Source organism: Pseudomonas sp. JQ36, from assembly GCF_053851495.1.
Genome location: NZ_CM132642.1, coordinates 135,812 through 160,766, shown reverse-complemented (window position 1 = coordinate 160,766; position 24,955 = coordinate 135,812). Strand labels below are relative to the sequence as shown.

General features: G+C 60.5%; 24 protein-coding genes. 16 read left to right on the top strand and 8 right to left on the bottom strand.

Going from position 1 to position 24,955, the window contains the following annotated elements:
* The first annotated feature begins 125 nt into the window (after positions 1-125).
* The gene (locus tag ACS4NR_RS00820) at positions 126-2,324 is read left to right on the top strand and encodes a hypothetical protein (RefSeq protein WP_456018872.1); all 2,199 of its coding nucleotides are present in this window, start codon (positions 126-128) and stop codon (positions 2,322-2,324) included.
* A 280-nt stretch (positions 2,325-2,604) separates the two neighbouring features.
* Here the strand turns inward: ACS4NR_RS00820 and ACS4NR_RS00815 are convergent, their stop codons facing one another.
* Positions 2,605-2,925 carry a DUF2288 domain-containing protein gene (locus ACS4NR_RS00815; RefSeq protein ID WP_095138463.1) on the bottom strand — a complete coding sequence of 107 codons (321 nt, stop codon included), beginning with the start codon at positions 2,923-2,925 and terminating at the stop codon, positions 2,605-2,607.
* A 351-nt stretch (positions 2,926-3,276) separates the two neighbouring features.
* Here ACS4NR_RS00815 and ACS4NR_RS00810 point away from each other — a divergent pair, with 351 nt between their 5' ends.
* The 9 genes from ACS4NR_RS00810 to ACS4NR_RS00770 all read left to right on the top strand — a co-directional run bounded on the left by ACS4NR_RS00810 (position 3,277) and on the right by ACS4NR_RS00770 (position 11,028).
* Positions 3,277-4,404, top strand: coding sequence for a branched-chain amino acid ABC transporter substrate-binding protein (locus ACS4NR_RS00810; RefSeq protein WP_095138462.1), 1,128 nt, complete (start codon positions 3,277-3,279; stop codon positions 4,402-4,404).
* A gap of 231 nt (positions 4,405-4,635) precedes the next feature.
* Positions 4,636-5,559 (top strand): high-affinity branched-chain amino acid ABC transporter permease LivH, encoded by a 924-nt coding sequence (gene livH / locus ACS4NR_RS00805; protein ID WP_007918526.1) that lies wholly within the window; start codon positions 4,636-4,638, stop codon positions 5,557-5,559.
* Positions 5,556-6,812, top strand: coding sequence for a high-affinity branched-chain amino acid ABC transporter permease LivM (locus ACS4NR_RS00800; protein ID WP_115986233.1), 1,257 nt, complete (start codon positions 5,556-5,558; stop codon positions 6,810-6,812). The genes livH and ACS4NR_RS00800 overlap by 4 nt, the downstream gene beginning before the upstream one ends.
* Positions 6,809-7,576 carry a high-affinity branched-chain amino acid ABC transporter ATP-binding protein LivG gene (gene livG, locus ACS4NR_RS00795; RefSeq protein ID WP_095138460.1) on the top strand — a complete coding sequence of 256 codons (768 nt, stop codon included), beginning with the start codon at positions 6,809-6,811 and terminating at the stop codon, positions 7,574-7,576. Before ACS4NR_RS00800 ends, livG begins: the two co-directional genes overlap by 4 nt.
* Positions 7,577-8,278, top strand: coding sequence for an ABC transporter ATP-binding protein (locus ACS4NR_RS00790; RefSeq protein WP_003222380.1), 702 nt, complete (start codon positions 7,577-7,579; stop codon positions 8,276-8,278).
* A 300-nt stretch (positions 8,279-8,578) separates the two neighbouring features.
* Complete coding sequence (locus ACS4NR_RS00785) at positions 8,579-8,887, top strand: BufA1 family periplasmic bufferin-type metallophore (RefSeq protein ID WP_115986234.1); 309 nt, start codon at positions 8,579-8,581, stop codon at positions 8,885-8,887.
* A gap of 25 nt (positions 8,888-8,912) precedes the next feature.
* A complete protein-coding gene (gene bufB / locus ACS4NR_RS00780; RefSeq protein ID WP_456018871.1) occupies positions 8,913-9,800 on the top strand; it encodes an MNIO family bufferin maturase in 888 nt (295 codons plus the stop codon).
* Positions 9,797-10,555 carry an HvfC/BufC N-terminal domain-containing protein gene (locus ACS4NR_RS00775; RefSeq protein ID WP_456018870.1) on the top strand — a complete coding sequence of 253 codons (759 nt, stop codon included), beginning with the start codon at positions 9,797-9,799 and terminating at the stop codon, positions 10,553-10,555. The genes bufB and ACS4NR_RS00775 overlap by 4 nt, the downstream gene beginning before the upstream one ends.
* Positions 10,552-11,028: a DoxX family protein gene (locus ACS4NR_RS00770; protein WP_456018869.1), complete on the top strand. Its 477-nt coding sequence runs from the start codon at positions 10,552-10,554 to the stop codon at positions 11,026-11,028. The genes ACS4NR_RS00775 and ACS4NR_RS00770 overlap by 4 nt, the downstream gene beginning before the upstream one ends.
* Positions 11,029-11,135: 107 nt before the next feature.
* On the opposite strand, the gene ACS4NR_RS00765 is transcribed toward ACS4NR_RS00770, so the two are convergent.
* Positions 11,136-12,050 carry a LysR family transcriptional regulator gene (locus ACS4NR_RS00765; RefSeq protein WP_253151630.1) on the bottom strand — a complete coding sequence of 305 codons (915 nt, stop codon included), beginning with the start codon at positions 12,048-12,050 and terminating at the stop codon, positions 11,136-11,138.
* Positions 12,051-12,154: 104 nt separating this feature from the next.
* On the opposite strand from ACS4NR_RS00765, the gene ACS4NR_RS00760 reads away from it, so the two are divergent.
* The 3 genes from ACS4NR_RS00760 (at position 12,155) to ACS4NR_RS00750 (ending at position 15,178) form a co-directional block, all read left to right on the top strand.
* Positions 12,155-12,754 (top strand): short chain dehydrogenase, encoded by a 600-nt coding sequence (locus ACS4NR_RS00760; RefSeq protein WP_098967565.1) that lies wholly within the window; start codon positions 12,155-12,157, stop codon positions 12,752-12,754.
* A 59-nt stretch (positions 12,755-12,813) separates the two neighbouring features.
* Positions 12,814-13,467, top strand: coding sequence for a COG3650 family protein (locus ACS4NR_RS00755; protein WP_095138453.1), 654 nt, complete (start codon positions 12,814-12,816; stop codon positions 13,465-13,467).
* Positions 13,468-13,564: 97 nt separating this feature from the next.
* A complete protein-coding gene (locus tag ACS4NR_RS00750; RefSeq protein WP_456018868.1) occupies positions 13,565-15,178 on the top strand; it encodes an NAD(P)/FAD-dependent oxidoreductase in 1,614 nt (537 codons plus the stop codon).
* A gap of 137 nt (positions 15,179-15,315) precedes the next feature.
* Here the strand turns inward: ACS4NR_RS00750 and ACS4NR_RS00745 are convergent, their stop codons facing one another.
* Positions 15,316-16,410, bottom strand: coding sequence for a PLP-dependent cysteine synthase family protein (locus ACS4NR_RS00745; protein WP_115986242.1), 1,095 nt, complete (start codon positions 16,408-16,410; stop codon positions 15,316-15,318).
* A 277-nt stretch (positions 16,411-16,687) separates the two neighbouring features.
* On the opposite strand from ACS4NR_RS00745, the gene ACS4NR_RS00740 reads away from it, so the two are divergent.
* Positions 16,688-17,914 (top strand): S-type pyocin domain-containing protein, encoded by a 1,227-nt coding sequence (locus ACS4NR_RS00740; protein ID WP_456018867.1) that lies wholly within the window; start codon positions 16,688-16,690, stop codon positions 17,912-17,914.
* 5 nt (positions 17,915-17,919) lie between these two features.
* Positions 17,920-18,177, top strand: coding sequence for a colicin E3-like toxin immunity protein (locus tag ACS4NR_RS00735; RefSeq protein WP_456018866.1), 258 nt, complete (start codon positions 17,920-17,922; stop codon positions 18,175-18,177).
* 71 nt (positions 18,178-18,248) lie between these two features.
* Here the strand turns inward: ACS4NR_RS00735 and ACS4NR_RS00730 are convergent, their stop codons facing one another.
* Positions 18,249-18,713, bottom strand: a complete 465-nt coding sequence (locus ACS4NR_RS00730) for an outer membrane lipoprotein (protein WP_007969461.1) — start codon at positions 18,711-18,713, stop codon at positions 18,249-18,251.
* Positions 18,714-18,880: 167 nt separating this feature from the next.
* Here ACS4NR_RS00730 and ACS4NR_RS00725 point away from each other — a divergent pair, with 167 nt between their 5' ends.
* Entirely contained in the window at positions 18,881-19,117 is a 237-nt protein-coding gene (locus ACS4NR_RS00725) for a hypothetical protein (RefSeq protein ID WP_456018865.1), read from the top strand.
* Positions 19,118-19,122: 5 nt separating this feature from the next.
* Here the strand turns inward: ACS4NR_RS00725 and pdxH are convergent, their stop codons facing one another.
* From pdxH to ACS4NR_RS00705, 4 genes are all read right to left on the bottom strand, one after another.
* Complete coding sequence (pdxH, locus tag ACS4NR_RS00720) at positions 19,123-19,770, bottom strand: pyridoxamine 5'-phosphate oxidase (RefSeq protein ID WP_166496547.1); 648 nt, start codon at positions 19,768-19,770, stop codon at positions 19,123-19,125.
* Between the two features lie 24 nt (positions 19,771-19,794).
* On the bottom strand, positions 19,795-20,907 hold the full coding sequence (locus tag ACS4NR_RS00715) for an OmpA family protein (RefSeq protein ID WP_456018864.1): 1,113 nt from the start codon (positions 20,905-20,907) through the stop codon (positions 19,795-19,797).
* A gap of 113 nt (positions 20,908-21,020) precedes the next feature.
* Complete coding sequence (locus tag ACS4NR_RS00710; RefSeq protein ID WP_456018863.1) at positions 21,021-22,166, bottom strand: serine hydrolase domain-containing protein; 1,146 nt, start codon at positions 22,164-22,166, stop codon at positions 21,021-21,023.
* Positions 22,167-22,382: 216 nt separating this feature from the next.
* Positions 22,383-24,878: a beta-galactosidase gene (locus ACS4NR_RS00705; RefSeq protein ID WP_456018862.1), complete on the bottom strand. Its 2,496-nt coding sequence runs from the start codon at positions 24,876-24,878 to the stop codon at positions 22,383-22,385.
* Positions 24,879-24,955 lie beyond the last annotated feature (77 nt).

Sequence of the window (24,955 nt, the reverse complement as noted above, 5' to 3'; positions counted from 1 at the left end):
CGCGACAATCAGGCCAAGCCCCTGACGCCCGGGCCAAATTCGCGCAATAAAAGACGCGAGATCTTATTCCGTGAGGCTCGCTGACACTGGTCAGCGGACCAACCAGTCCAGGTATATGGCGCACAATGACTTCTAAAAACAATCCCGCCACTGCGGTATCCGATCTGACCCTGAGCCCTGCCGCAAACAGCCCGTCACCATCGAAGCCATTGCCTCCCTCGCGCCCGCTGGGCACTCAGCAATATCTGTACTACACCGAAACCAATACCGACCGCATCCTCGACAACCTCGACGGTCTGCGTGATCTGGTGTTCCCGCGCCCGCCGCACCTGGAAGGCGACAACGAACAGCATAACGATCAGGAATTTCCGTCGGTGTGCCTGATCGGCCTCGGTCGCTGCGGCTCGAACATCGCCCTCGACGTCGCGGAGCTGGTGTACAACGCACGCAAGTTCTACCTCAACGAATTCAACAACGAAGACCGCGCGGCAGATCGGCGTCTGGCCGACAAGGGCTACAGCCCGGCGCAATGGATCAAAAACAACCTGCGCATTGGCCCGAACAAGTCGAGCAAACCGGTGTTCCTCGTCGAACCATTGGTGATGCTCGGCGACCTCGACAAGGACATCGCCGGGCGCATCCGCTTCTCGCGCAAGGGCGAGAAAAGCGGCTTTCTGCGCGACTACAGCAAAATGAAGATCATGGACTTGTCCGAAGTCCACGCCGGTGGCGCCGGTAACGCGCCGATCCTCGGCCAGTACCTGGCGAAGATCATCCTCAACAAGGACACCCAGCGCTTCTCCAGTCCCGACTGGAAAATGATCCACTCGTACCTGATCGACAGCTGCGGCATCAAGGCCAACCAGTCGCGCCTGTATTTCTCGATCTTCAGTGCCGGCGGCGGTACCGGTTCGGGCATGGCCTCGGAATTCGGCCTGGCCCAGCAGCACTCGTACATGAACAAGACGTTCGACACCAAGCCGATGGACGAACACGACGGCAAGAGCGGGCATTCGTTCGTGTTCGAGCCGATCTTCACCAGCGGCATCTGCGTACTGCCGAACATTTCCGATCACCGCAGTGAAATGTCCGAGGCGTTGCACATCAACGCCGGACGCCTGCTGTGCAAATACCTGTCGGAAGAATGGGATTTCTCCTACAACTTCGCCAATGAAGACAGCAGCGAAGCCAGCGTCATGGGGCGCATACGCCCATGGAACGCGATGATGCTGATCTCCAACGACATCATGCGTTACGCCGAAGAGAGCGATGACGGCAACATCCAGAACATTGATGTCAATGCGATGGAGAAGCACGCCAACCAGTACATCTCGCAGCAGATCTTCAACATTCTGACGGCGCAGGCGGTGACCACCGACTACGACCAGAACTACTTCCGTCGCGCCGGCATCGACATCGGTGAAACCATTCGCCTGGACGCCAACGACCTGTTCATGAGCCTGGCCGGCCCGGTGGCGATTGCCTACGCGGAATCGGTGGTGCCGGAAACCCCGCCGCCGAGCAGCGACAAGTTCAAGGTGTTCGACAAAGAGCCGCAGCGCCTGAACATCGACGACCTGTTTTTCCGCTCGATCGACCTGCCGCACTTCAACAAGGTCACCCAGGCCATTGAAGGCATCAGCCTGCTGCCGATCGAATCCAAGCGCTATCGCGCCTCGCTGGAGCAGTACAAGAATTCCGGCTACGACGCCGCCGCGCTGCACGACCTGCACTTCTTCAAGAACTGCTCGTCGGTGGTCTCGATCGTCTCGTTGCCGAAAGACTACAAGCTGTCGTACATGGACCTGAACCGGTTGAAGACCCACCTCAACAGCCTGTTCCCCAACACCACGCTCAAGCGTTATGCGCTGGTGATCGGCGCCTCGGCCAACCTGTCGCTGACCACCCTGATCGCCAAGAGCCCGTGCTTGTCGGACGACTTCCTGACGTTGATCGTGGCGTTCATCAAGCGCTGCTTTGCCAAGAACCCGTACCGTTTCGACGAGACCCTGGACAACTCGATCCTCGACTTCATCATCAACGAGGAGTTCGACGAAGAGCGCATCGACGATCTGCTCAACGAGTTCGAAAACCCGGCGAAGATCCTCGATACCAACTGGTACGCGATCAAACCGATGTACGAGAAGAAGTACCGCGAGCTGATCAACGACAAGGACAAATTCGTCTCGATCAACGACATTCGCCTGTCGCGCGATTGCGTGAAGAAATCGATCAAGTACCTGCGCGAGATCTACCGTCACCGGATCGGCAAGACCAAGGTTATTTCGCTGAATAACCATACCGGGAAGACTTACTCGGCCTGATCCAGATCCGAGTTGCCCCTATCGCGAGCAGGCTCACTCCTACAGTTGGAATGCGTTCCTCTGTAGGAGTGAGCCTGCTCGCGATGAGGCCCTGAAATTCCCTGAAAATCTCAGCCCTTCCAACATCCAGAAACAATTAAGCAGCCCTCAGGCTGCTCAATAAACTGTTCCCGTTACGTTTACGTCACCGTGAGGCCACCCACGCTTGTGGCCTTTCTCTACGGCAACGTGCCATCACGCTACTCCGCTACACACTTTTTGCGGATGACTCGCCGCACCATCATGGTGCCACGTCGCAAGCGACTGCCCTTTCCTGGATCAGAATCCACGGACTCACCACCACCGCCCACAGCGCCGGATCACGCTCGAAAATATCCAGCGCCCGCGTTTCAGACAGCTTGGCGACCTTGTCTTCGGCCAGCCAGGCAGCGACTTTCTCGCCATCGTCCGATGCCACGGCCTCGGCGGCGGCGATCAAATCCAGGGCCGGGTCGACCCACAATAGGGCACCCTTGGCGAAGAACGGCTCCAGCTCTTTCCAGGTAATAGATGCGGTTTCACCAAGCAGCTTGGCATAGAGGGTGCTAGGTTCTTGATTCATGGGACTGTCCGGAAAAGAAATCGACGCGAATGATAACGTCGCTGGTTCGGCAGAAAAACCCGGTTGCAAATGGCTTCACCGAACGAAAAGAGCAGGAACGCCAAGGAATGCTGGTGATTGGGATATATGCCCACCAAACCCCCGCCGCAATTCTGTCTTTTTCATTCAAAAATGCGACACCCCCAAGTTTTGCCCCTCGGCGCCTGCTTCCCAGGCCAACAACCGGCGCTCTACACTGTACCGGTACAGTTGCCGGGGGCATTTCCGGAGGGTATCGCAAAGATATCTGACCCGGTTCTGCTGCTACGGCGCCAGAACTCAAAAAAATTACAACAGTAAGAGTGGAGCACTATGACTAAGGCTACTAAGCAGATTTCCAAACTGTTTGCCGCTATGGTTCTGGCCGGGGTTGCCAGCCATTCGTTCGCCGCTGACACCATCAAGATCGGTATCGCCGGCCCCAAGACCGGTCCTGTAGCCCAATACGGCGACATGCAGTTCAGTGGCGCGAAAATGGCCATCGAGCAGATCAACGCCAAGGGCGGCGTCGACGGCAAGAAACTCGAAGCCGTTGAATACGATGACGCGTGCGATCCGAAACAAGCGGTAGCGGTTGCGAACAAGGTCGTCAACGACGGCGTCAAGTTCGTGGTCGGTCACCTGTGCTCCAGCTCCACTCAGCCTGCTTCGGATATCTACGAAGACGAAGGCGTGATCATGATCACCCCGGCTGCCACCAGCCCGGACATCACCGCCCGTGGTTACAAAATGGTCTTCCGTACCATCGGCCTGGACAGCGCCCAGGGCCCTGCCGCCGGTAACTACATTGCCGATCACGTAAAACCGAAAATCGTTGGCGTCCTGCACGACAAGCAGCAGTACGGCGAAGGCATCGCCACCGCGGTCAAATCGACTCTCGAGAAGAAAGGCACCAAGGTTGCCGTGTTCGAAGGCGTCAACGCCGGCGACAAAGACTTCTCGGCGATCATCGCCAAGCTCAAGCAAGCCAACGTCGATTTCGTCTACTACGGCGGCTACCACCCGGAACTGGGTCTGATCCTGCGCCAAGCCCAGGAAAAAGGCCTGAAAGCCAAGTTCATGGGGCCGGAAGGCGTGGGTAACGACTCGATCACTCAAATCGCCAAGGACGCATCCGAAGGCCTGCTGGTGACCCTGCCGAAATCCTTCGATCAGGATCCAGCCAACGTTGCTCTGGCTGACGCATTCAAAGCCAAGAAGGAAGATCCGAGCGGTCCGTTCGTGTTCCCTTCCTACTCGGCGGTGACTGTAATTGCCGAAGGCATCAAGGCAGCCAAGTCCGAAGACGCGACCAAAGTGGCTGAAGCCATCCACGCCGGTACCTTCAAGACCCCGACCGGCGACCTGAGCTTTGACGCCAAGGGCGACCTCAAAGACTTCAAATTCGTGGTCTACGAGTGGCACAACGGCAAACCTAAAACTGAAGTATCGCCTCAGTAAGGCGCTGCCTGACTGACTGCCAATAAAGCCCACGGCGTGCCGTGGGCTTTGTTTTACGAATGTATTGGGCCGCGCTGGCGTGATCCGCCAGTCTCCCCACCTGAAAATCTCAAAACCGTCATCAGCGGTTCGCTGGCAAAACCCGGATTCGAAGTGGATAAAGATCCACGGGGCCGGGCGGGAAAATGACTCCACCAGTGAAATGCGTATCAGGTTTTTAGGAGCGCTGTAATGCCTGACATCTATCACTTCTTCCAACAGCTGGTTAACGGCCTTAACGTTGGCAGCATGTATGCCTTGATCGCCATCGGCTACACGATGGTTTACGGCATCATTGGAATGATCAACTTCGCCCACGGCGAGGTGTACATGATCGGCTCTTACGTGGCGTTCATCGCCATCGCCGGGTTGACCATGATGGGACTCGACAGTGTCCCGCTGTTGATGACGGCGGCGTTCATCGCCAGCATCGTCGTCACCAGTTCCTACGGTTACAGCATCGAACGCATTGCCTACCGCCCGTTGCGCGGCAGCAACCGTCTGATCCCGCTGATTTCCGCGATCGGTATGTCGATCTTCCTGCAGAACACCGTTCTGCTGGCGCAAGACTCCAAGGACAAAGCTATCCCCAACCTGATTCCGGGCAACATTGCCTTCGGCCCAGGTGGCGCACAAGAAGTGCTGATTTCCTACATGCAAATCGTGGTGTTCGTGGTGACCCTGATCGCCATGCTCGGCCTGACGCTGTTCATCTCCCGCTCTCGCCTGGGTCGCGCCTGCCGCGCCTGCGCCGAAGACATCAAGATGGCCAACCTGCTGGGCATCAACACCAACAACATCATCGCCCTGACCTTCGTCATTGGTGCTGCGCTGGCGGCCGTTGCGGCTGTGCTGCTGAGCATGCAATACGGGGTGATCAACCCCAACGCCGGTTTCCTCGTCGGCCTCAAGGCCTTCACCGCCGCGGTACTGGGCGGCATCGGCAGCATCCCCGGCGCCATGCTCGGCGGGCTGGTGCTTGGGGTGGCGGAAGCCTTTGGCGCCGATATCTTCGGCGACCAGTACAAGGACGTCGTGGCTTTCGGCTTGTTGGTTCTGGTGCTGTTGTTCCGTCCGACCGGCATTCTGGGCCGTCCGGAGGTTGAGAAAGTATGACTAGGAATCTTAAACAGGCGCTGTTCAGCGCTTTGCTGGTGTGGGCCGTGGCTTACCCGGTACTCGGTCTGAAACTGACCATCGTCGGCATCAACCTCGAAGTGCACAACACCAGCCCGGCCATTCTGGCGACCATCGCCATCTGCTCGGTGCTGATGTTCCTGCGGGTGCTGTTCAACCAGCAGATCAGCAAGGCCTGGCGATCCTCGCCGGGCATGCCGTTGATCCCGGCCAAGGCCAGCAACTTCCTGACCCTGCCGACCACGCAACGCTACATCATCATTGCGCTGATCCTTGGCGCACTGATCTGGCCGTTCTTCGGCTCCCGTGGCGCGGTGGACATTGCAACGCTGATCCTGATCTACGTGATGCTCGGCCTCGGTCTGAACATCGTCGTCGGTCTGGCCGGTCTGCTTGACCTGGGCTATGTCGGCTTCTACGCCGTCGGCGCCTACAGCTACGCATTGCTGTCGCACTACTATGGCCTGAGCTTCTGGATCTGCCTGCCGATTGCCGGCCTGATGGCGGCGACGTTCGGTTTCCTGCTGGGCTTCCCGGTGTTGCGCTTGCGCGGTGACTACCTGGCGATCGTGACCCTCGGTTTCGGCGAGATCATCCGGCTGTTCCTGCGTAACCTGACCGACATCACCGGTGGCCCGAACGGCATCAGCAACATCGAGAAACCGACGTTCTTCGGCCTGACCTTCGAACGCAAAGCCGCGGAAGGCATGCAAACCTTCCACGAGTATTTCGGCCTGCAATACAACTCGATCAACAAGGTGATTTTCCTCTACCTGGTTGCCCTGTTGCTGGCGCTGGCGGCGCTGTTCGTGATCAACCGCCTGCTGCGCATGCCGATCGGCCGTGCCTGGGAAGCGTTGCGTGAAGACGAAATCGCCTGCCGCGCGCTGGGTCTGAACCCGACCGTGATCAAGCTTTCCGCGTTCACCCTCGGTGCTGCGTTTGCCGGTTTTGCCGGTAGTTTCTTCGCCGCCCGTCAGGGTCTGGTGACCCCGGAATCGTTCACCTTCATCGAGTCGGCGATCATCCTCGCCATCGTCGTGCTGGGTGGCATGGGCTCGCAACTGGGCGTGATCCTGGCCGCCGTAGTGATGATCCTGTTGCCGGAAATGATGCGTGAGTTCAGCGAATACCGGATGTTGATGTTCGGTGCGCTGATGGTATTGATGATGATCTGGCGTCCACAAGGTCTGCTGCCGATGCAACGCCCACACATGGAGTTGCGAAAATGAGCCGCGAGATCCTGAAGGTTGAAAATCTGAGCATGCGCTTCGGCGGCTTGCTGGCGGTCAATGGCGTGGCCCTGACCGTCAAGGAGAAACAAGTGGTGGCACTGATCGGGCCGAACGGCGCGGGCAAGACCACCGTGTTCAACTGCCTGACCGGTTTCTACCAGCCCTCGGGTGGCAGCATCCTGCTGGACGGCGAGCCAATCCAGGGCCTGCCGGGGCACAAGATCGCCCTCAAGGGCGTGGTGCGCACCTTCCAGAACGTGCGGCTGTTCAAGGACATGACAGCGGTCGAGAACCTGTTGATCGCCCAGCACCGTCACCTGAACACCAACTTCCTGTCCGGCCTGTTCAAGACCCCGGCGTTCCGCAAGAGCGAGCGCGAGGCCATGGAATATGCCGAGTACTGGCTGGAAAAGGTCAACCTCAAAGAGTTCGCCAACCGTACCGCCGGCACTCTGGCCTACGGTCAGCAACGCCGGCTGGAAATCGCCCGCTGCATGATGACCCGCCCGCGGATCCTCATGCTCGACGAACCGGCGGCCGGTCTGAACCCGAAGGAAACCGAAGACCTCAAGGCGCTGATCGGCGTGCTGCGTGAAGAGCACAACGTGACCGTGCTGCTGATCGAGCACGATATGAAACTGGTCATGAGCATTTCCGACCACATCGTCGTGATCAACCAGGGCACGCCGCTGGCTGACGGTACGCCGGAACAGATCCGCGATAATCCTGAAGTGATCAAAGCCTACCTGGGGGAAGCGTAAATGCTGCAGTTCGAAAACGTTTCCACCTTCTACGGCAAGATCCAGGCCCTGCACAGCGTCAACGTCGAAGTCCGTCAGGGCGAGATCGTGACCCTGATCGGCGCCAACGGTGCCGGCAAGTCCACGCTGCTGATGACGCTTTGCGGTTCGCCGCAGGCGCACAGCGGCAGCATCCGCTACATGGGTGAGGAACTGGTCGGCCAGGACTCGTCGCAGATCATGCGCAAGAGCATCGCGGTAGTACCGGAAGGTCGTCGGGTGTTTGCCCGGCTGACCGTCGAAGAAAACCTGTCCATGGGCGGCTTCTTCACCGACAAGGGCGACTATCAGGAGCAAATGGACAAGGTCCTCGGCCTGTTCCCGCGCCTGAAAGAACGCTTCAACCAGCGCGGCGGCACCATGTCCGGCGGCGAACAGCAGATGCTCGCCATCGGCCGGGCGCTGATGAGCAAGCCGAAACTGTTGCTGCTCGACGAGCCGTCGCTGGGCCTGGCACCGATCATCATCCAGCAGATCTTCGACATCATCGAACAGCTGCGCAAGGACGGTGTAACAGTGTTCCTGGTCGAGCAGAACGCCAACCAGGCGCTGAAAATCGCTGACCGTGCATACGTTCTGGAGAACGGCCGCGTGGTCATGCAAGGCACCGGTGAAGCGCTGCTGACCGACCCGAAAGTACGCGAGGCGTACCTCGGCGGTTGAGTCATTGCTGCAAACAAAAAACGGCCTTCGGGCCGTTTTTTTGTCTGTCAAAAACCTTCCATCCACCGACAATCCCTTGTGGGAGCGGGCTTGCTCGCGAATGCGGTGTGTCATCCAACATCAATGGCGTCTGACACTACGCCTTCGCGAGCAAGCCCGCTCCCACAGTGGTTTGCCGTGTTCGAAGAAGTTTTGAAAAAACTTTGCACTGCGCTGTAACGCATCGCCATGTCGTTTCTCTAGTGAGACAAGCAAGCGCACTTCGCTTGTAAAACCCAAGCTCAAATCTGGAGAAACATCATGACTGCTACCACTCGCACCCTGTCCGCCGCGGCACTGGTTCTGGCTCTTGGTTCCGCCCTGAGCATGACCGCCGTTTCCAGCGCCAATGCCGCCGACAACAGCAACATGGAAAAATGCTTCGGCGTGGCCATGAAAGGCCACAACGATTGCGCCGCGGGCGCAGGCACCACGTGTGCCGGCACAGCCAAGATGGACTACCAGCCCAACGCGTGGAAGTTAGTGCCAAAAGGCACCTGCACCACCACCGAGAGCAAGACCTCGCCGACCGGTTTCGGTCAGATGGAAGCCTTCAAAGCCAAGTCCTGATCCATTGCCTGCCCGAGTGACGCTCATGTTCACAATCAACGAACCTGTCCCACCGCGCACTCGGGCAGCCCTCTGCGGGCTCCCGCCCCGAGCGGGGCTGGGGCTCAAGACCGGGCACTTGCGTGAAGTGCTCGGCACCCGACCGGACATCGGCTTCTTCGAAGTTCACGCCGAAAACTACATGGTCGATGGCGGTCCGTTTCATCATTTTCTCGGGTTGATCCGTGAACAGTATCCGCTGTCGCTGCACGGCGTCGGGCTGTCGATCGGGGCCGAAGGGCCATTGGACGTGCAGCACCTGCAACGCCTGCAAACACTGATCGAGCGCTATCAACCGCAAGCCTTTTCCGAACACCTGGCCTGGTCGAGCCACGGCCCGGTGTTCCTCAATGACCTGCTGCCGCTGGCGTATGACACGCCGACCCTGAACCGCGTCTGCGAACACATCGATCAGGTGCAGAACAGCCTCAAGCGTTCGATGCTACTGGAGAATCCAGCGACCTATCTCCGCTTCGAACGCTCGACCATCGATGAGCCGGAGTTCATCACCGAGGTCATCCGTCGCAGCGGCTGCGGTCTGCTGCTCGACGTCAACAACGTCTACGTCTCGTGCATCAATCATCAACGCGAGCCACTGACCTACCTCGACGCGCTGCCGTTGCACGCGGTCGGCGAGATTCATCTGGCCGGGTTCGCCGAAGACGCCGATAGCCTCGGCGACCGCTTGCTGATCGATGATCACGGCGCGCCGATTGATGACGCGGTCTGGGCGCTGTATCGGCAAGCGCTGGAACGCATCGGCCCGGTGGCAACCTTGATCGAACGGGACAATGAGGTCCCGGCGTTCAATGTGCTGCTGGCCGAGGCGCAGCAGGCCGAAGCGTTGTTGCTGCACGCTGGGAGTCGGCCATGAGCACTCAAGCCGACTTCAGCGCCGCTCTGCTCGACACTCGCCTGCCCTGCCCCGCCGGCCTGTGCAGCGCCAACGGTGCCGATCCTGCCAGCCGATTCTCGGTGTATCGCAATAACGTGCAAGGTTCGTTGATCAACGCGCTGGCCGACAGTTATCCGGTGGTGCAGCAGTTGGTCGGCGAGGAATTCTTCCGTGGCATGGCCGGCATATTCATCCAGCAGCAGCCGCCGCACAGTCCGTTGATGAGCCGTTACGGCGACGGTCTGGCGGACTTCATTGACGCATTCGAACCGGCGGCCGAGGTGCCGTATCTGGCCGATGTCGCACGGCTCGAACGCTTGCGCACCCGCGCTTATCACGCAGCCGATGCCGCGACGGTCAGTGAGCAACAGATCAGCGCTGCACTGGCCGATCCACAAACACTCGCCGAACTGAACATCACCCTGCATCCCTCGCTGCACCTGCTCGATTCGGCCTGTGCGGTGGTTTCGATCTGGGCGGCACATCAAGGAGACGCGACGCTCGCGGGCATCGACATCCATCAAGGGCAACACGCACTGGTGCTGCGCAACGGTCTGGAGGTCGAGGTCTTTGCCCTCGATCAAGGCGCCTGCGTGTTCATCCGCCATCTGCTCCATCACCGACCGCTGCTGCAGGCGGCGCAAGACAGCCCGCCGTTCGATCTGCCGCAGACCCTCGCCCTGCTGATCGGCCACAACGCCATCACCGACTTGAACAACCAGGTATCGCCATGAGCAACCTCATCACTCGCGCCATCGGACTCATGGAAAAAATCCCCCACAGCCTGATCGCCTTCATCGCGCGGTTTTCGATTGCCGCGGTGTTCTGGAAGTCCGGGCAGACCAAGGTCGAGGGGCTGGCCATCGATTTGCTCGACGGCACCGTTCAACTCGGCTGGCCACACTTGGCGGACTCGACGATTCCGTTGTTCCAGAGCGAATACCACGTGCCGCTGCTGTCACCGGAAGTCGCCGCGCACATGGCGGCGTTCGCCGAACACTTCTTTCCGGTGCTGATATTGATCGGCTTCGCCACGAGGTTTTCGGCACTGGCGCTGCTGGGCATGACGCTGGTCATCGAGGTGTTCGTCTATCCCGATGCCTACCCGACCCATGGTACCTGGGCGGCGGTGTTGCTGTACCTGATGGCGACCGGACCGGGCAGATTGTCGATCGATCACCTGATCGCACGACGTTTTGCCAGCTGACCACAAACTGTAGGAGTGAGCCTGCTCGCGATAGCGGTAATCCAGCCAACATTTCTGTTGAATTTGCTTACGCAATCGCGAGCAGGCTCACTCCTACAGGAAATGAGTTAGCGCTGCAGCCGATCCAGCGCCTCGCCGCTGCGTTTGAACCAGCCGATCAGATAATCCGCCAGCACCTGCGTGCGTTTCGGCAAACCGCCCTGGTACGGATGCACCAGATACATCGGCATCCGGCGCGTCTGAAAGTCCCGCAGCAGCCAGCGCAATCGGCCGTCAGCCAGTTCGGTTTGCAGCAGGTACGACGGCAATCGTGCGATGCCGGCGCCGGCCAGTGCAGCTTTCTTCAGCAGGTTGTAATGGTTACTGGCGAACGGCCCCGACACCCGCACCCGCAGCAATTCGTGCTGTTGGTGATACAGCCATTCCTCGCGGCCACTGTAGTGACTGTTGAGCAGGCAGCGGTGTTCGGCCAGCTCCTGCGGGGTCAGCGGTTCGCCGAACTGCGCCAGATACGCCGGGCTGGCGCAGGTCATTTCCTGCCACGCCAGCAGTGGCTTGGCCACCAGCCGCTCGTCATTGGCCACCTCGGCGCGAATCGCCAGATCGAAGCCATCCCGGGACAGATCGCGATAGTGGTTGTTCAGCTCCAGTTCGATCTGCACCTCGGGATATTTTTGCGAGAACTCCAGCAGCAAACCATCGAAAAACGTTTCCCCCAACGATACTGGCACCGTCATCCGCACCGGGCCGGCCATGTCGTCTTTCAAACGCGCCAATGCCTGCCGCGCGCGCTCCACCTGCACCACCAACGCCTGGGCTTGCGGCAACAATGCGGCGCCGGCGGCAGTCAGGCTCAGGCGGCGGGTGGTGCGTTGCAGCAGCACCACGGAAAACTGCGCTTCCAGTTGGCTTATACGCTTGGACAACTGGCCCTTGCTGCAACCCAGTTGCTGCGCCGCCAGGGTAAAACTACCGGCCTCGATCAACACTGCGAACGCCGCCAGATCATCCATTTCGCTCATGGATTGTTTCCATTTGAAAACCAAAGGTTGCCTATTAGTGCGCTTATCCGCAGAAAAAACCACTCTAGACTGAAACCTCGTTCAACCCATTGAGGAACAGTCCCATGAAGATTCTGTTGATCGGTGCCGCCGGCACCATCGGTTCGGCCGTGGATAAAGAGCTGAGCCAGCGTCATGAAGTGATCCGCATCGGTCGCAGCAGCGGCGACTTCCAGGTGGACATCAGCGACAGCGCCTCGATTCGCAAGCTGTTTGAACAGACCGGCAAGTTCGATGCGCTGATCTGTGCCGCCGGCAACGTGACCTTCGCCCCACTCGGCGAGATGAACGCCGACAGCTTTGCCCTGGGCCTGAAAGACAAGCTGATGGGCCAGGTCAACCTGCTGCTGATCGGCCGCGAATACGCCAACGACGGCGCCTCGTTCACCTTCACCACCGGCGTGCTCAGCCATGACCCGATCCGTACCGGCGCCTCGGCAGCATTGGTCAACGGCGCGCTGGACAGCTTCGTCAAAGCCGCCGCCATCGAACTGCCGCGTGGCCTGCGGGTGAACTCGATCAGCCCGACCGTGCTGCTGGAAGCGATGGGCAGCTACGCCCCGTATTTCCGTGGCTACAAGCCGGTTCCGGCAGCCGATGTGGCATTGGCCTACGCGAAAAGTGTCGAAGGTCTGCAAACCGGCCAGACCTTTCACGTGGGCTAAACCCTTGTGATCAACGGTCAGCCTGCGTAACGTGGCGGCACTTGTCTGGAGAGCCGAAGATGCGTGTTGCCCGTTCGTTGATTGTTGTTGCCCTGCTGCCATTGTTCGCCGCCTGCCAATTGCTCGATGGCCCGCGGGAAAGCGCGTCCCACATCGGACAGACCCGGATGCAGGGGCAGTTGACGGCAGCCGACGGCAAACTGGTGTTCCAGCCGTGTGGCGAACAGCGTCAGTACGCGGTCAACGACATCGGCGGCACCAGCGTGCTGCAAGAGGCCGCGACCCTTGCCGATCAGCAGGGCAAGCTGTTTGCCGATGTGCGCGGGAAGATCGCTGGCGACCGCCTCGACCTCGGCCAGTTGTATCGCGTCGAGCGTTCCGGCACCGCGTGCGATGACCCGAACTTCAAGCTGTTGATCCTGCGTGCCGCCGGCCACGGTCCCGAGTGGAGCGTCAAAGTCAGCGGCAAGGGCATGGTCATTGACCGCGAAGGCCAGCCGGCGCTTGCCGTGCCTTATGTCGAAGAGCAACTGGGCGACGGCCGCTTCAACCTCAGCAGCGAAGCCAACAACCAGCGCATCGAGTTGTGGGTCGCGCCGCAACGCTGCGTCGACAGCAGCACCGGCAGCGTGCAGCACATGAGCGCCGAGCTGCGCATCGACGGCAAGGTCGAGCGTGGCTGCGGGTATTTCGGCGGATCGCGTAACGACTGAGCGTTTTAGCCTCACCGGATCCGGCCTTTGCGGCTTATAATCGCGGCCTTCAAACGCCCTGGCGCAGTTGTGCGCCCCGCGAATCCGGATCCTCGCCATGTTACGAATCACCGAACTCAAGCTGCCAATCGACCATCCCGAAGAAGACCTGCGTGCCGCCATCGTGCAGCGTCTGGGCATCGCCAGCGATGATTTGCTCGATTTCACCTTGTTCAAGCGCAGCTACGACGCGCGCAAAAAGTCCTCCGAACTGTGCTTCATCTACACCATCGACCTCACCGTGCGCGACGAGGCCAAGGTGCTGGGCAAGTTCGCCGACGACCGTAACGTCAACGTGGCGCCGGATGTCAGCTACAAATTCGTCGGCCAGGCGCCAAGCGACCTGAGCCAGCGCCCGATCGTGGTCGGTTTCGGCCCGTGCGGAATTTTCGCCGGCCTGCTGCTGGCGCAGATGGGCTTCAAGCCGATCATCCTCGAGCGCGGCAATGAAGTCCGTCAGCGCACCAAGGACACCTGGGGCCTGTGGCGTAAAAGCGTGCTCAACCCCGAGTCCAACGTGCAGTTCGGCGAAGGCGGCGCGGGCACGTTCTCCGACGGCAAGCTGTACAGCCAGATCAAGGATCCGAAGTTCCTTGGCCGCAAAGTCCTGCACGAATTCGTCAAGGCCGGCGCGCCGGAAGAAATCCTCTACGTCAGCAAACCGCACATCGGTACGTTCCGTCTGACCGGCATGGTCGAGACCATGCGTGAAGAGATCCGCGCCCTGGGAGGCGAAGTACGCTTCCAGGAGCGCGTCACCGACGTGCTGATCGAAGACGGCCAACTGGTCGGCGTCGAACTGGCGAGCGGCGAAACCCTGCATTCGAAACACGTGGTTCTGGCCCTCGGCCACAGTGCCCGCGACACTTTCCGCATGCTCCACAGCCGTGGCGTATTCATGGAAGCCAAGCCGTTCTCGGTGGGCTTCCGCATCGAACACCCGCAATCGCTGATCGACCGCGCGCGGCTGGGCAAGTACGCCGGCCACCCGAAGCTGGGGGCTGCAGACTACAAACTGGTGCACCACGCCAAGAACGGTCGTTCGGTCTACAGCTTCTGCATGTGCCCGGGCGGCACCGTGGTTGCAGCGACCTCCGAGCCGAACCGCGTGGTCACCAACGGCATGAGCCAGTACTCGCGTAACGAGCGCAACGCCAACTCCGGGATCGTCGTCGGCATCACCCCGGAAGTCGATTACCCGGGCGGCCCGCTGGCCGGTATCGAGTTGCAGGAGCGTCTGGAATCCCACGCGTTCATCCTCGGCGGCAGCGACTACAAGGCCCCGGCGCAACTGGTCGGCGACTTCATCAACGGCACCCCGTCGACCGAGCTGGGCGAAGTCGAGCCGTCGTACAAACCGGGCGTGGCCCTGGGCGACTTGGCCTTGGCGCTGCCGGACTTTGCCATCGAAGCGATCCGCGAAGCGTTGCCGGCGTTCGAGAAGCAGATTCGCGGCTACTCGCTGCACGATGCGGTGTTGACCGGCATCGAAACCCGCACCTCGTCGCCGCTGCGCATCACGCGTAACGAATCGCTGCAGAGCCTGAACGTCAAAGGCCTGTTCCCGGCCGGTGAAGGCGCCGGTTATGCGGGCGGGATTCTGTCGGCGGGTGTGGACGGGATTCGGATTGCCGAGGCCGTGGCGCGCGACATTCTCGGTCTGGAAGACTGATACATCTGTTTTGAAGTAACACCAACCTCCTGTGGGAGCGGGCTTGCTCGCGAATGCGGTGGGTCAGTCGACGACAATGTTTACTGGCCCACCGCATTCGCGAGCAAGCCCGCTCCCACAGTGGTTTCTGTGTTACTTCAGATATTGGCGCGCAGAACTGAAGTCGGCAGCGGCTCACCTTTCTCGGCACTCGCCGCCACCGCTGCAATCAATCCCTCCAGCTCATAGCCCTGCGCCTTCAGCCAGCCCTGATCGTAATAGGTGTCGGCATAGCGCTCGCCGCCATCGCACAGAATCGCCACGATCGACCCCGACTCCCCCGCCGCTTTCATCTGCTGCGCCGCCATCAGTGCGCCGATCAGGTTGGTGCCGCTCGACCCGCCGACATGCCGTCCCAGACGCTGCGCCAGATAATGCATGGCCGCCAGCGACAAGGCGTCCGGCACCTTGACCATCGCATCGATGACCTTGGGCAGGAACGACGCCTCGACCCGGGGCCGGCCGATGCCTTCGATCCGTGAACCGCAGTCCAGACGCAGGCTCGCGTCTCCGGTTTGGTAGTAATCGAAGAACACCGAGCGCTCGGCGTCGGCGCACAATACCCGGGTGCAATGCTGGCGATAACGCACGTAACGACCGAGGGTAGCGGTGGTGCCGCCGGTGCCGGGGCTGGAAATCAGCCAGCTCGGTTCCGGGTGTTTCTCGAAACGCATCTGCTGGAAGATCGACTCGGCGATGTTGTTGTTCGCCCGCCAATCGGTGGCCCGCTCGGCGTAGGTGAACTGGTCGATGAAGTGGCCGCCATGCTCGCGGGCCAGACGTTCGGATTCGGCGTAAATCTGCGTCGGATCCTTCACCAGATGACTCTGGCCACCGTAGAAGGCGATCTGCGCGATCTTCTCTTTCGAAGTGGTCGCCGGCATCACCGCAATGAACGGCAAGCCGAGCATGCGCGCGAAATACGCCTCGGAAATCGCCGTCGAACCGCTGGACGCCTCGATCACCGGTGCGCCGGGTTTGAGCCAGCCGTTACACAATGCATACAGGAACAGCGAACGTGCCAGACGATGTTTGAGGCTGCCGGTGGGATGGCTGGATTCGTCCTTGAAGTACAGCTCAATTCCCGCAAAACCTGGCAGCGGCAAAGGGATCAGATGGGTGTCGGCGCTGCGCTGGAAGTCCGCTTCGATAATGCGGATGGCTTCGCGGGCCCACTGTCGGTTGTCGCTCATGGTCATGCTCTCGTTGATTCGGGCAGGAATTGCCTCGTCACAGGCTCAGCTCTCAAGCATAGGAAAAAACCTGCAGGCCTCACAGATACAGCTGAGGCTCAATTCATCCGCCAACTGCCAGATTCTGTGCAAATGGGCCTGCTCGCTCTCCTGCCTGACAAATAGCGAACAATCCGCACTTAATCAAAGACCCGTCCTACAGCCACCCTTTGCCTGCTTCGTTAACGTCGCACAGCCCTTTCGAGGGCCTGTCGATGGATGAACGAAAGGACGCTCAGTGGCTCGCAACAAGGACATTCCCCGGGTCCCCAACCCGCCGGCGGGCGACGGTCATCACGTCACCTGGCGCTACATGACGGCCACTGAACTGGCCGAGCGCGAAGCCCGACAAAACGCTTACGACGCCATGCTGGCGCGGCAGGAGGCTTTCGAGCGCAGCCGCGAAATAGCGGCCCAAAAGCCTGATCCGGTGCGCGCCGGCTGCGTATTCGCCAAGTCCTGCAAATTGCCGGACGCGATCATCGACTACGCGAATCCTTCGGGGATGGTGCCGACCGACAGCCTCAAGGATTACGGCGAGCTGATCCTGCTTGGCGCTCGCGAAAGCGATGAAACCGGCGGCGTCGCCCTGAAGAAAATCGGCGCCACCGCAATCCCCGCCGGGCTGGGCAGCTTCGCCTTGGCCGGCACCGCGTTCGAGACGCTACCCGCGATCGCCGCCGGGACGGCTACCGCCACCCTGGCAGGACTGGTGGCGCTGCTCATGCCTTCCAGCCTTGGCGACAGCGCACTCTATAGCGACGAGCAACTGCGCAGCCTCAAACAGGCCCGCACCCGCGTTCGCCTGCGCGTCGAACAACAGGACGACGGCAGCCTCAACGGCTACGGCTTCTACACCGGCAGGAATCGCGACTGGGAAATGGTCGATGTCGTGCAGTTCACCGCGCGTGGCAACCGGTTCGTCGCCGACCTGGGTGAAGGCATCGAACTGATCTGGACGCCTGCGGTGGATGGCTCGGACGTTCTCGGCATTCCCGCTTTGGAAGCCGCCCCGCAGGCACCGCACATCTGGGTTTATCCGCCGACGAAAGCGGCGGACGGGATTTTGGTGAATCCGGTTTATCCGCCGGAGTATCGGGATTTCATTCTGGTGTTTCCGGCGGATTCGGGGGTTCGGCCTCTATACATCGTGGTCAACTCCTCGCGCAAAGGCTTACCACCAGCGGGACACAGCTATCATAAACCTCCGAAAGCAGAGGAAATTACCGCGTTTCCCGGCCTGAAAAAGGCACAGAAAATGAATCCCGTACAAGGAGGTGGCGGACTTCGGGAACGATGGAAGGATGCCAAAGGCAGGAGAATTTATGAGTGGGACTCGATGCACGGCGAGTTGGAAGTTTACCGTGCAAGTGACGGAGCTCACCTAGGCGCTTTTGACCCTTTTACAGGAGAGCGACGAGAGGGCCCGAAGGATGAAAGAAGCATCAGAAAAAAATACTTGTGAGGGTGATGATGGGATTAAAACTAAGGCTGGAGTGGTACGACAAGCAAACCCATCTATGCGAGGGCGAAGAATATTCCGAGGATTTAGGCGACGATGAAACCGTTTTGAATGCCTTGGGTATACCGGTAGAAAACAACATTAATAATGGCGGCTTCAACGTACTCGAAAGTTGGAAACCTGTCCTTCAACCTTACTTTCAAAATAATATTTCCCTAACGACTCACGACTATCAAATTTCGTTTGACTACTGCGACGTCTGGTAACCGGCACCCAGGATCATAAAAAACCCCGACCAGTCACCTGATCGGGGTTTTTCTTTACCGCTCGTTCCCGCTTAGTGCGAAACGCGGCTGGTGCCACCGACGGTGGAGATGCGCACGCGCTCACCCACACGGAACACTTCGTTTTCCTGAACCTGTTGCACGTAGGCACGCATGCTGCCGTCGTCTTCGCGCACGGTGATTTCCACGCCCTGGGTGCGGGTCAGGCCTTCTTCGGTGGCCGAACCGATCAGGCCGCCGGCAACGGCGCCGATGACTGCCGCGACGATGCTGCCCTTGCCGCCACCGATGGCGCTGCCGCCGACACCGCCGACCACTGCGCCTGCAGCGCCGCCGATCGGGGTCTTGGTGCCTTCGATTTTCACCGGACGCAGGGATTCGATGGTGCCCATGCGAATCGTCTGCACACGACGCGCTTCGTCACGGGAGTAGGAGTCACCGGTCAGGCTCGACTGGCAGCCGGTCAGCAACATCGCCATCGTGGAAAAGGAAGCAACCAGCAGAACAGACTTACGCATAGCATCAACTCCAAAAGAACTTGTGTTCATTAAACCCCGCTGCTTGACGCCTGTCACGACGCAGCCCGGATAAACTTGATTTTATTCAGGCCCGGTACAGGCTCCGGCAGCCCACCCTACAGTAGCGCCAAATCGCCCAACCTGCCGCGCCAAACCCAAGGATTTCCATGGATTACCTGATCATTTTCATCACCACCGCTACCGGTCTGTACTTCCACGGGTGGCTGTACGTGCGGATCAGACGCTGGATGGATCGTGACCTGGCGCTGTCCCTGGCGGGCAAGGATGAAGGCAAACGCGCCTTCATGCTGGAACGACTGGCCGATGCCCGCGCGCAAAAGATCAAGCGTCGGGACCTGCCGAAGTGGCTTGAGGCCGCAGCGGCAGGCTATCTCGCTCGGTAGACTGCTCAGGGCGCCAGACGTTCAAGAATCCAGTGGGCGTCCTGCTGACGATAGTTCAGGCGATCATGCAGACGGCTCGGACGGCCCTGCCAGAACTCGATGCGCTCGGGCAGCAGGCGGTAACCACCCCAATGTTCCGGACAGTCGGGCTGGGTATCGCTGAATCGCTGCTCGGTGGCCTTGAGCAGATCTTCCAGCTCGCCACGCCCGTTGATCACCCGGCTCTGCGGTGACGCCCAGGCCCCGAGCCGGCTGCCCAGCGGTCGCACCTGATAATACGCGTCGGACTCTTGCGGCGTGACCTTCACCACACGCCCTTCGATGCGCACCTGCCGTTCAAGGGTCGGCCAGAAGAAGGTCATGGCGGCAAACGGGTTGGCCGCCAGTTGCTGGCCCTTGGCGCTGTCGTAGTTGGTGAAAAAGGTGAAGCCCTGCGCGTCCAGGCCCTTGAGCAGCAGAATGCGGCAATGCGGCCGCCCGTCAGCATCCACCGTGGCCAGGGTCATGGCGTTGGCTTCCACTGGCGCCTGTTCGGTTTTCACCGCGTCGGCAAACCACTGGTGGAACAGCGCAAACGGCTCGGCCGGGGCTTGCGCCTCGGTGAGGCCGTCCCGGGTGTAATCACGTCGCATATCTGCCAGAGCCTGGGTCATGGCGCATTCCTTTTCGTTAGCGGATCACTTCTTGGTGGCATCGGCAGCCGCGACTTTCTTGTCGGTCGCGGCGGCTTTGGCTGGCGCGGTTTTCTTCGCAGGCGCCTTGGCCGGTGCCTTGGTCGCGGCCTTCTTCACCGGAGCCTTGGCGGCAGCTTTCTTGACCGGCGCTTTTTTGGTCGCAGGTACCGCGGCTTTCTTCGCAGCAGGCGCTGGGGTGACCGGTTTGGCCACAGGCTTGACGTCCTGCGCGGCAACCATTGTCACAGGCTTCGGCGCCGGCATGTTGTATTTGCTCAGCAGCGCAACCATGGTGTTCTGTGGAGTCACCAGCATTTCCACGCGACGGTTCAGGGCACGACCTTCAACGCTGTCGTTGGCGGCACGCGGTGCTTCAGAACCCATGCCGCGCAGCATCAGACGATCACGCTGCAAACCGCTGAGACGGAAAATCGCCGCAATGGCTTGTGCGCGCTCCTGACTCAATTTGACGTTGGCCGGCGCGGCGCCACTGGAGTCGCTGTGACCGAGTACCAGTACGGCGGTTTTCGGGTCAGCTTCGAGGATTTTTGCCACGCGGGTGAACGGGCCCAGGGTCACTGGCAGCAGCATGGCCGGACGATCCGGGTTGAACGAGCCTTCCACCGGTGCGGTCACGACCAGCACGTTGTCACGGCGTTCGAGTTGCAGGTTGCTGTCCTGAATCGCGGTACGCAGGCGCGGCTCATAATCGTCGAGCCAGGCCTGGGTGACTTTAGGGTCCGGCATTGGCACCACTTTGGCGGTGTCCTGATCCTTGCCACCGAACGGCCACCACCATTTGCCGCCCTTGTCGGCTTCAGCCTTGGCAACCGTCACCGGTTTTTTCGCTTCAGGGGCGACTTCGGCCTTCATGTCGGCCTTGGCTGCTGCATCATCGGATCCGAACGGCCAGTACCAAGGGCTGCTGCTCTCGGTTTTAGCCACTGGTGCGCTGGCGGCAGGTTTCACAGGCGTCGGTGCCGGCTCGCTGGCCGCCACTTTGTCGGAAGACCCGAACGGCCACCAACTGCCGCCGTCCGCATCATTTTTTGGAGTCTGTGCACAACCGGTGATCGCAACACACAGGGCCAGGGCGAGAGTCGTTTTAGCTGACATTGAAAATCCACAAAATGAAGTAATGAAAAATCAGAGCACTTTCGCCCGGATAAACAGACACTTTGAATCGAAAAACCGGATCTGGTTCCAACCCTGGAACCTCATGTAACGCTTTACAGACAAGTGGCAAGTACCCGCGCCAATTGCTGTGCGCGCGGATCCATCAAGACATACGGCCCAAGGGTATTTGTCACAAAACCGAACGCCACATCGTGCTCAGGATCAGCAAAACCCACCGAACCGCCCGCCCCCGGATGACCGAACGCGCGCGGGCCGAGGCCGTAGGTGGCGTTCGCCATGTCCGGTTGATCGAGCATGCAGCCCAGACCGAAACGGGTGCGGGTCAGCAGGGTCTTGTCGTTGCCGTAGCTGTGTTCGCGGGTCAGCTCTTCGAGCATTTCGCTTTCGAGCAGGCTGCCATCGAGCAAACCGGCATAGAAACCGGCCAGACTGCGCGCATTGCCATGACCATTGGCGGCCGGTTGCTGCATGCGCCGCCATTCCGGTTTGTTGGTGCTGGTGAGCACCGACGGCGGATTGGTGAAGGCGCGGGTGGTCATGGCGCTCGGTTCGCGCATGGTCACTTGCAACAGGCGCTGGGCCGCGGCATCACCGACGTTGCCCTTGCCGCGAGCGATGTGCGCCACGCGGTGGAATTCTTCGTCAGCCAGACCGACGTGGAAATCCAGCCCCAGCGGCCTTGCCACACGGGCGACGATCGACTCGCCCGGCCCGCGACCGTCAGCGCGACGCAGCAACTCCCCGACCAGCCAGCCGTAAGTGATGGCGGCATAGCCGTGGCCGGTGCCCGGCGTCCACCACGGCGCTTCGGCCGCGAGGGCGTCGACCATGGTTTGCCATTCGTAGAGGGCGGCGGGCGCCAGCAACTCGCGCAGGGCCGGCAGACCGGCCTGATGGCAGAGCAGTTGGCGCAGGGTGACGGTTTCTTTGCCAGCGGCAGCGAATTCCGGCCAGTAGCGGGCAACCGGTGCATCCAGTTGCAGTTTGCCTTCAGCCACCAGTTGCAACGCGGTGACTGCGGTGAAGGTCTTGGTGCAGGAAAACAGGTTGGCGATGGTGTCGCTGTGCCAGGCCTCGGTGCCGTCCTTGTCGGCAGTACCGGACCAGAGGTCGAGGACGGTTTCTCCGCCGACCTTGATGCACAGGGCTGCGCCGCGTTCCTGGGGATCGTCGAACAGTGCCGCGAATGCCTCGCGCACTGCTTCGAATTGAAGCTCGTAATGTCCCTGAATCTGCACCCGCAACTCCCCCGCGAAAACGCTCTACAAAGTGGCCCGCATTGTTCCAGCCCTTGAGGGATTTGGGAACAGCTGCGGGCCGGACGGTTGAATGCTGCAGTGAGGCGGCTGACGCCTTCGCGAGCAAGCTCGCTCCCACACTGGTTCGATGGTGTTCACAAATCCGATGTGGGAGCGAGCTTGCTCGCGAAGAACGATAACGCGCTGAGTCAGGACTCAGTGACCATTGCCCGAATGCCCACCCGCATGCCCGGCCCCAGGGCCTTTGCCAGCTTCACCCTTGCGCCCGCCCTCCGCTTCATGACCGACAGCGGCCGCGGCCTTTTCAGCCTCTTTGCCCAACTGATCAACTGCCTGCAAATTGCTCTTGCGTACCGCCTCGACAAAGCCCTGATACGGCAGATCGGTAATCCCCACCAGACCGAAGTGCCCGTTCTCGCCATCGAGCAGACGCCCGGTCACCGGTTGGTCCAGATACTGGAACCAGTGCACGCCGACAATCGACGGTTCGCTCAACGCCTGTTTGAGGAAACTGGCATACGCCGGGCCGCGATCTTCTTCCCGCGCCAGTTGCGTCACGCCACCCCAGAACGGACCGCGATCACTGGAGCCAAAGTTGAATTCGGTGATCAGCACCGGCTTGTCGAGAGCGCGCAGGGCGGCGAAGTCATAGCCGTCCTGCGGTTTCAGCGTGTACATATTGAAACTCAACACGTCGCAATACTGTGCGCAGGACGCCACGGCTTCCGGGGTGCTGGTGGCGAAACGGCCACCGAGCAGCAACTGATTCGGTGCGTGCCATTTCAGCGAATCGGAGATGGTCTTGAAGTAGGTGTCGGCAAATACCTTCTGGAAGTATTTGAAGTCGTTTTCGATTTCCGGGTGCTCGGGATTCGGCATCGGCGGCACGAAACCCGGGTCTTCCATCAATTCCCACGCCGGCAGATCAATGCCCCAGGCTTTCGACAGGCCCGCCTGGTTGCGGTACTTGTCGCGCAACTGCTTGAGGAATGCGCGTTTGGCCGGCACGTCGGTGGTCATTTTCAACGTGCCATAGGCCAGCGCGTAGCGCGACTGCGGATCGCCGCCGGGGCCGGCCCAGGCCAGTTCGTTATCGGCGTAGTAGCCGATCAGCCACGGATCATCACGATGATCGCGGGCGGCAATGGCCACGGCACGCTCGGTAGCCATGGCGAAACGCGGGTCGAACGGGTCAGGCATGCCGCCCCACCAGTCGCTGCCGGTGCTGATGCTGGTGTAGTCGCCGACGATCGACAGCGGCAAGGTGTACGGCACCCGCTCGGCGTCGGCGAGCGAGTCGGCACTCCAGTTGCCGACGGTGTTGAAACCCCAGGCCTGCAGGCGATCGAGGGTGTGCGTGGCCCACTTCTGCTGATCGACCGTGGCTTTGCACGGCACAGCGACGGGTTGATCGGCAGCCTTTTCAGCAGTCGTCGCTACGGCGTCTGTTTTCGCCGCTGCGGCGACACCGGCCTTCGCCTCGTTTGACTTTGGCGCAGGCTCGGCAGCTTTTACTGCGGTTTCTTCAACCGCCCCAGCCTTGGCCGCTTCAGCGATTCCGGCCTTGGTATCGCTGTCCGGTTTGCAGGGCTCGCCATAAACCCGTTGCAGGTTGGCGCCATAGAAGTCGTACCAGCGCCCGTTGCCATAGCCGCGGCCCTGATCCGCGCCGTTGCCGCCACGGTTATCGCCTTCGCCAAAATGACTGGCAAGTGGTTCGTCGGGCTTGGGCAGGGATTCGAACATGTACTCGCGACCGGCGACGTAGGTCTGGTTGACCTGCGGGCTGACGGTGTTGACCCCCAGCGAATAGAACGGATGTCCTTCAGGGGTCACCAGATACCAGCGACCGTCCCGTTTTTCGGTGCGGAAAAAGCCGCTGGCCTTGAACGCCGGGCCTTTGCTCCAGCCACCGAACTTGTCCAGCGAAGACTTTTCGCGCTCGGCCAGCCAGGTTTTCAGCTGTTGCTGTTCCTTGGCGGCGGCGGATTTCAGTTGTTCATCGTTGCTGACTTTTTCCAGCCATTTGCTGCGGGTCGATTGACCGTAGGCGTCCACCAGATTGCCGTACACGGCCCGAGTCACGGCATCGCCGTCCTGCACGCCGAAACGTTCGAGCAGCAGGCTCTGCGCGGCTTTCGGCTGATCCATCCACAGGCTCACCGACACCACCTGGCTGCGATCCAGTTCACCGCTGCTGCTGGCCAGCAGAATCCGCTGGCCGTCGACAGTCATCGGCATCGGCGGCCCGGCCTTCATGCCCTGGCTCAGCGGCGAGGTTGCCACCAATGGCACCAAGAGGGTTTGCGCCGGGCCGGCCGGCAGGTCGACGCGGCTGGTCAGCGTCTGGCCGTTGTTGCTCTGGATTTGCACGTAGACCGTCACGGCCCAGTTCATTGCGCTCTGCAGACGCAGGCTCATCATGCCCGACTGCGACCAGTCCCAGGCGCCGGTCTGCGGGGTCAGGCGCAGGGTCGGGCGAGCCACCGGGTTGAACGTCACCCGGCGCAGCACTTCACCTTCAGGGGTTTGCTCGGCGTTGGCTTGGGGCAGGTCAGTGTTTTCGGTGACGACTTTCACCACGTCGGCAGGACGGACGAAGTTGAACAGGGTCTGCTGACCCGCAGGCGCCGCCAGTAACGGGGCAGCAAAAATCAAGGCGAATACGGCAGGCAACGAACGGCGAATCATAAGAACGGAGTTCTCCCTAACGACCAACTAAGGCCAATGGAAAAGCATGGCAGAGAGATAGACAGCGCGGCGGGCAA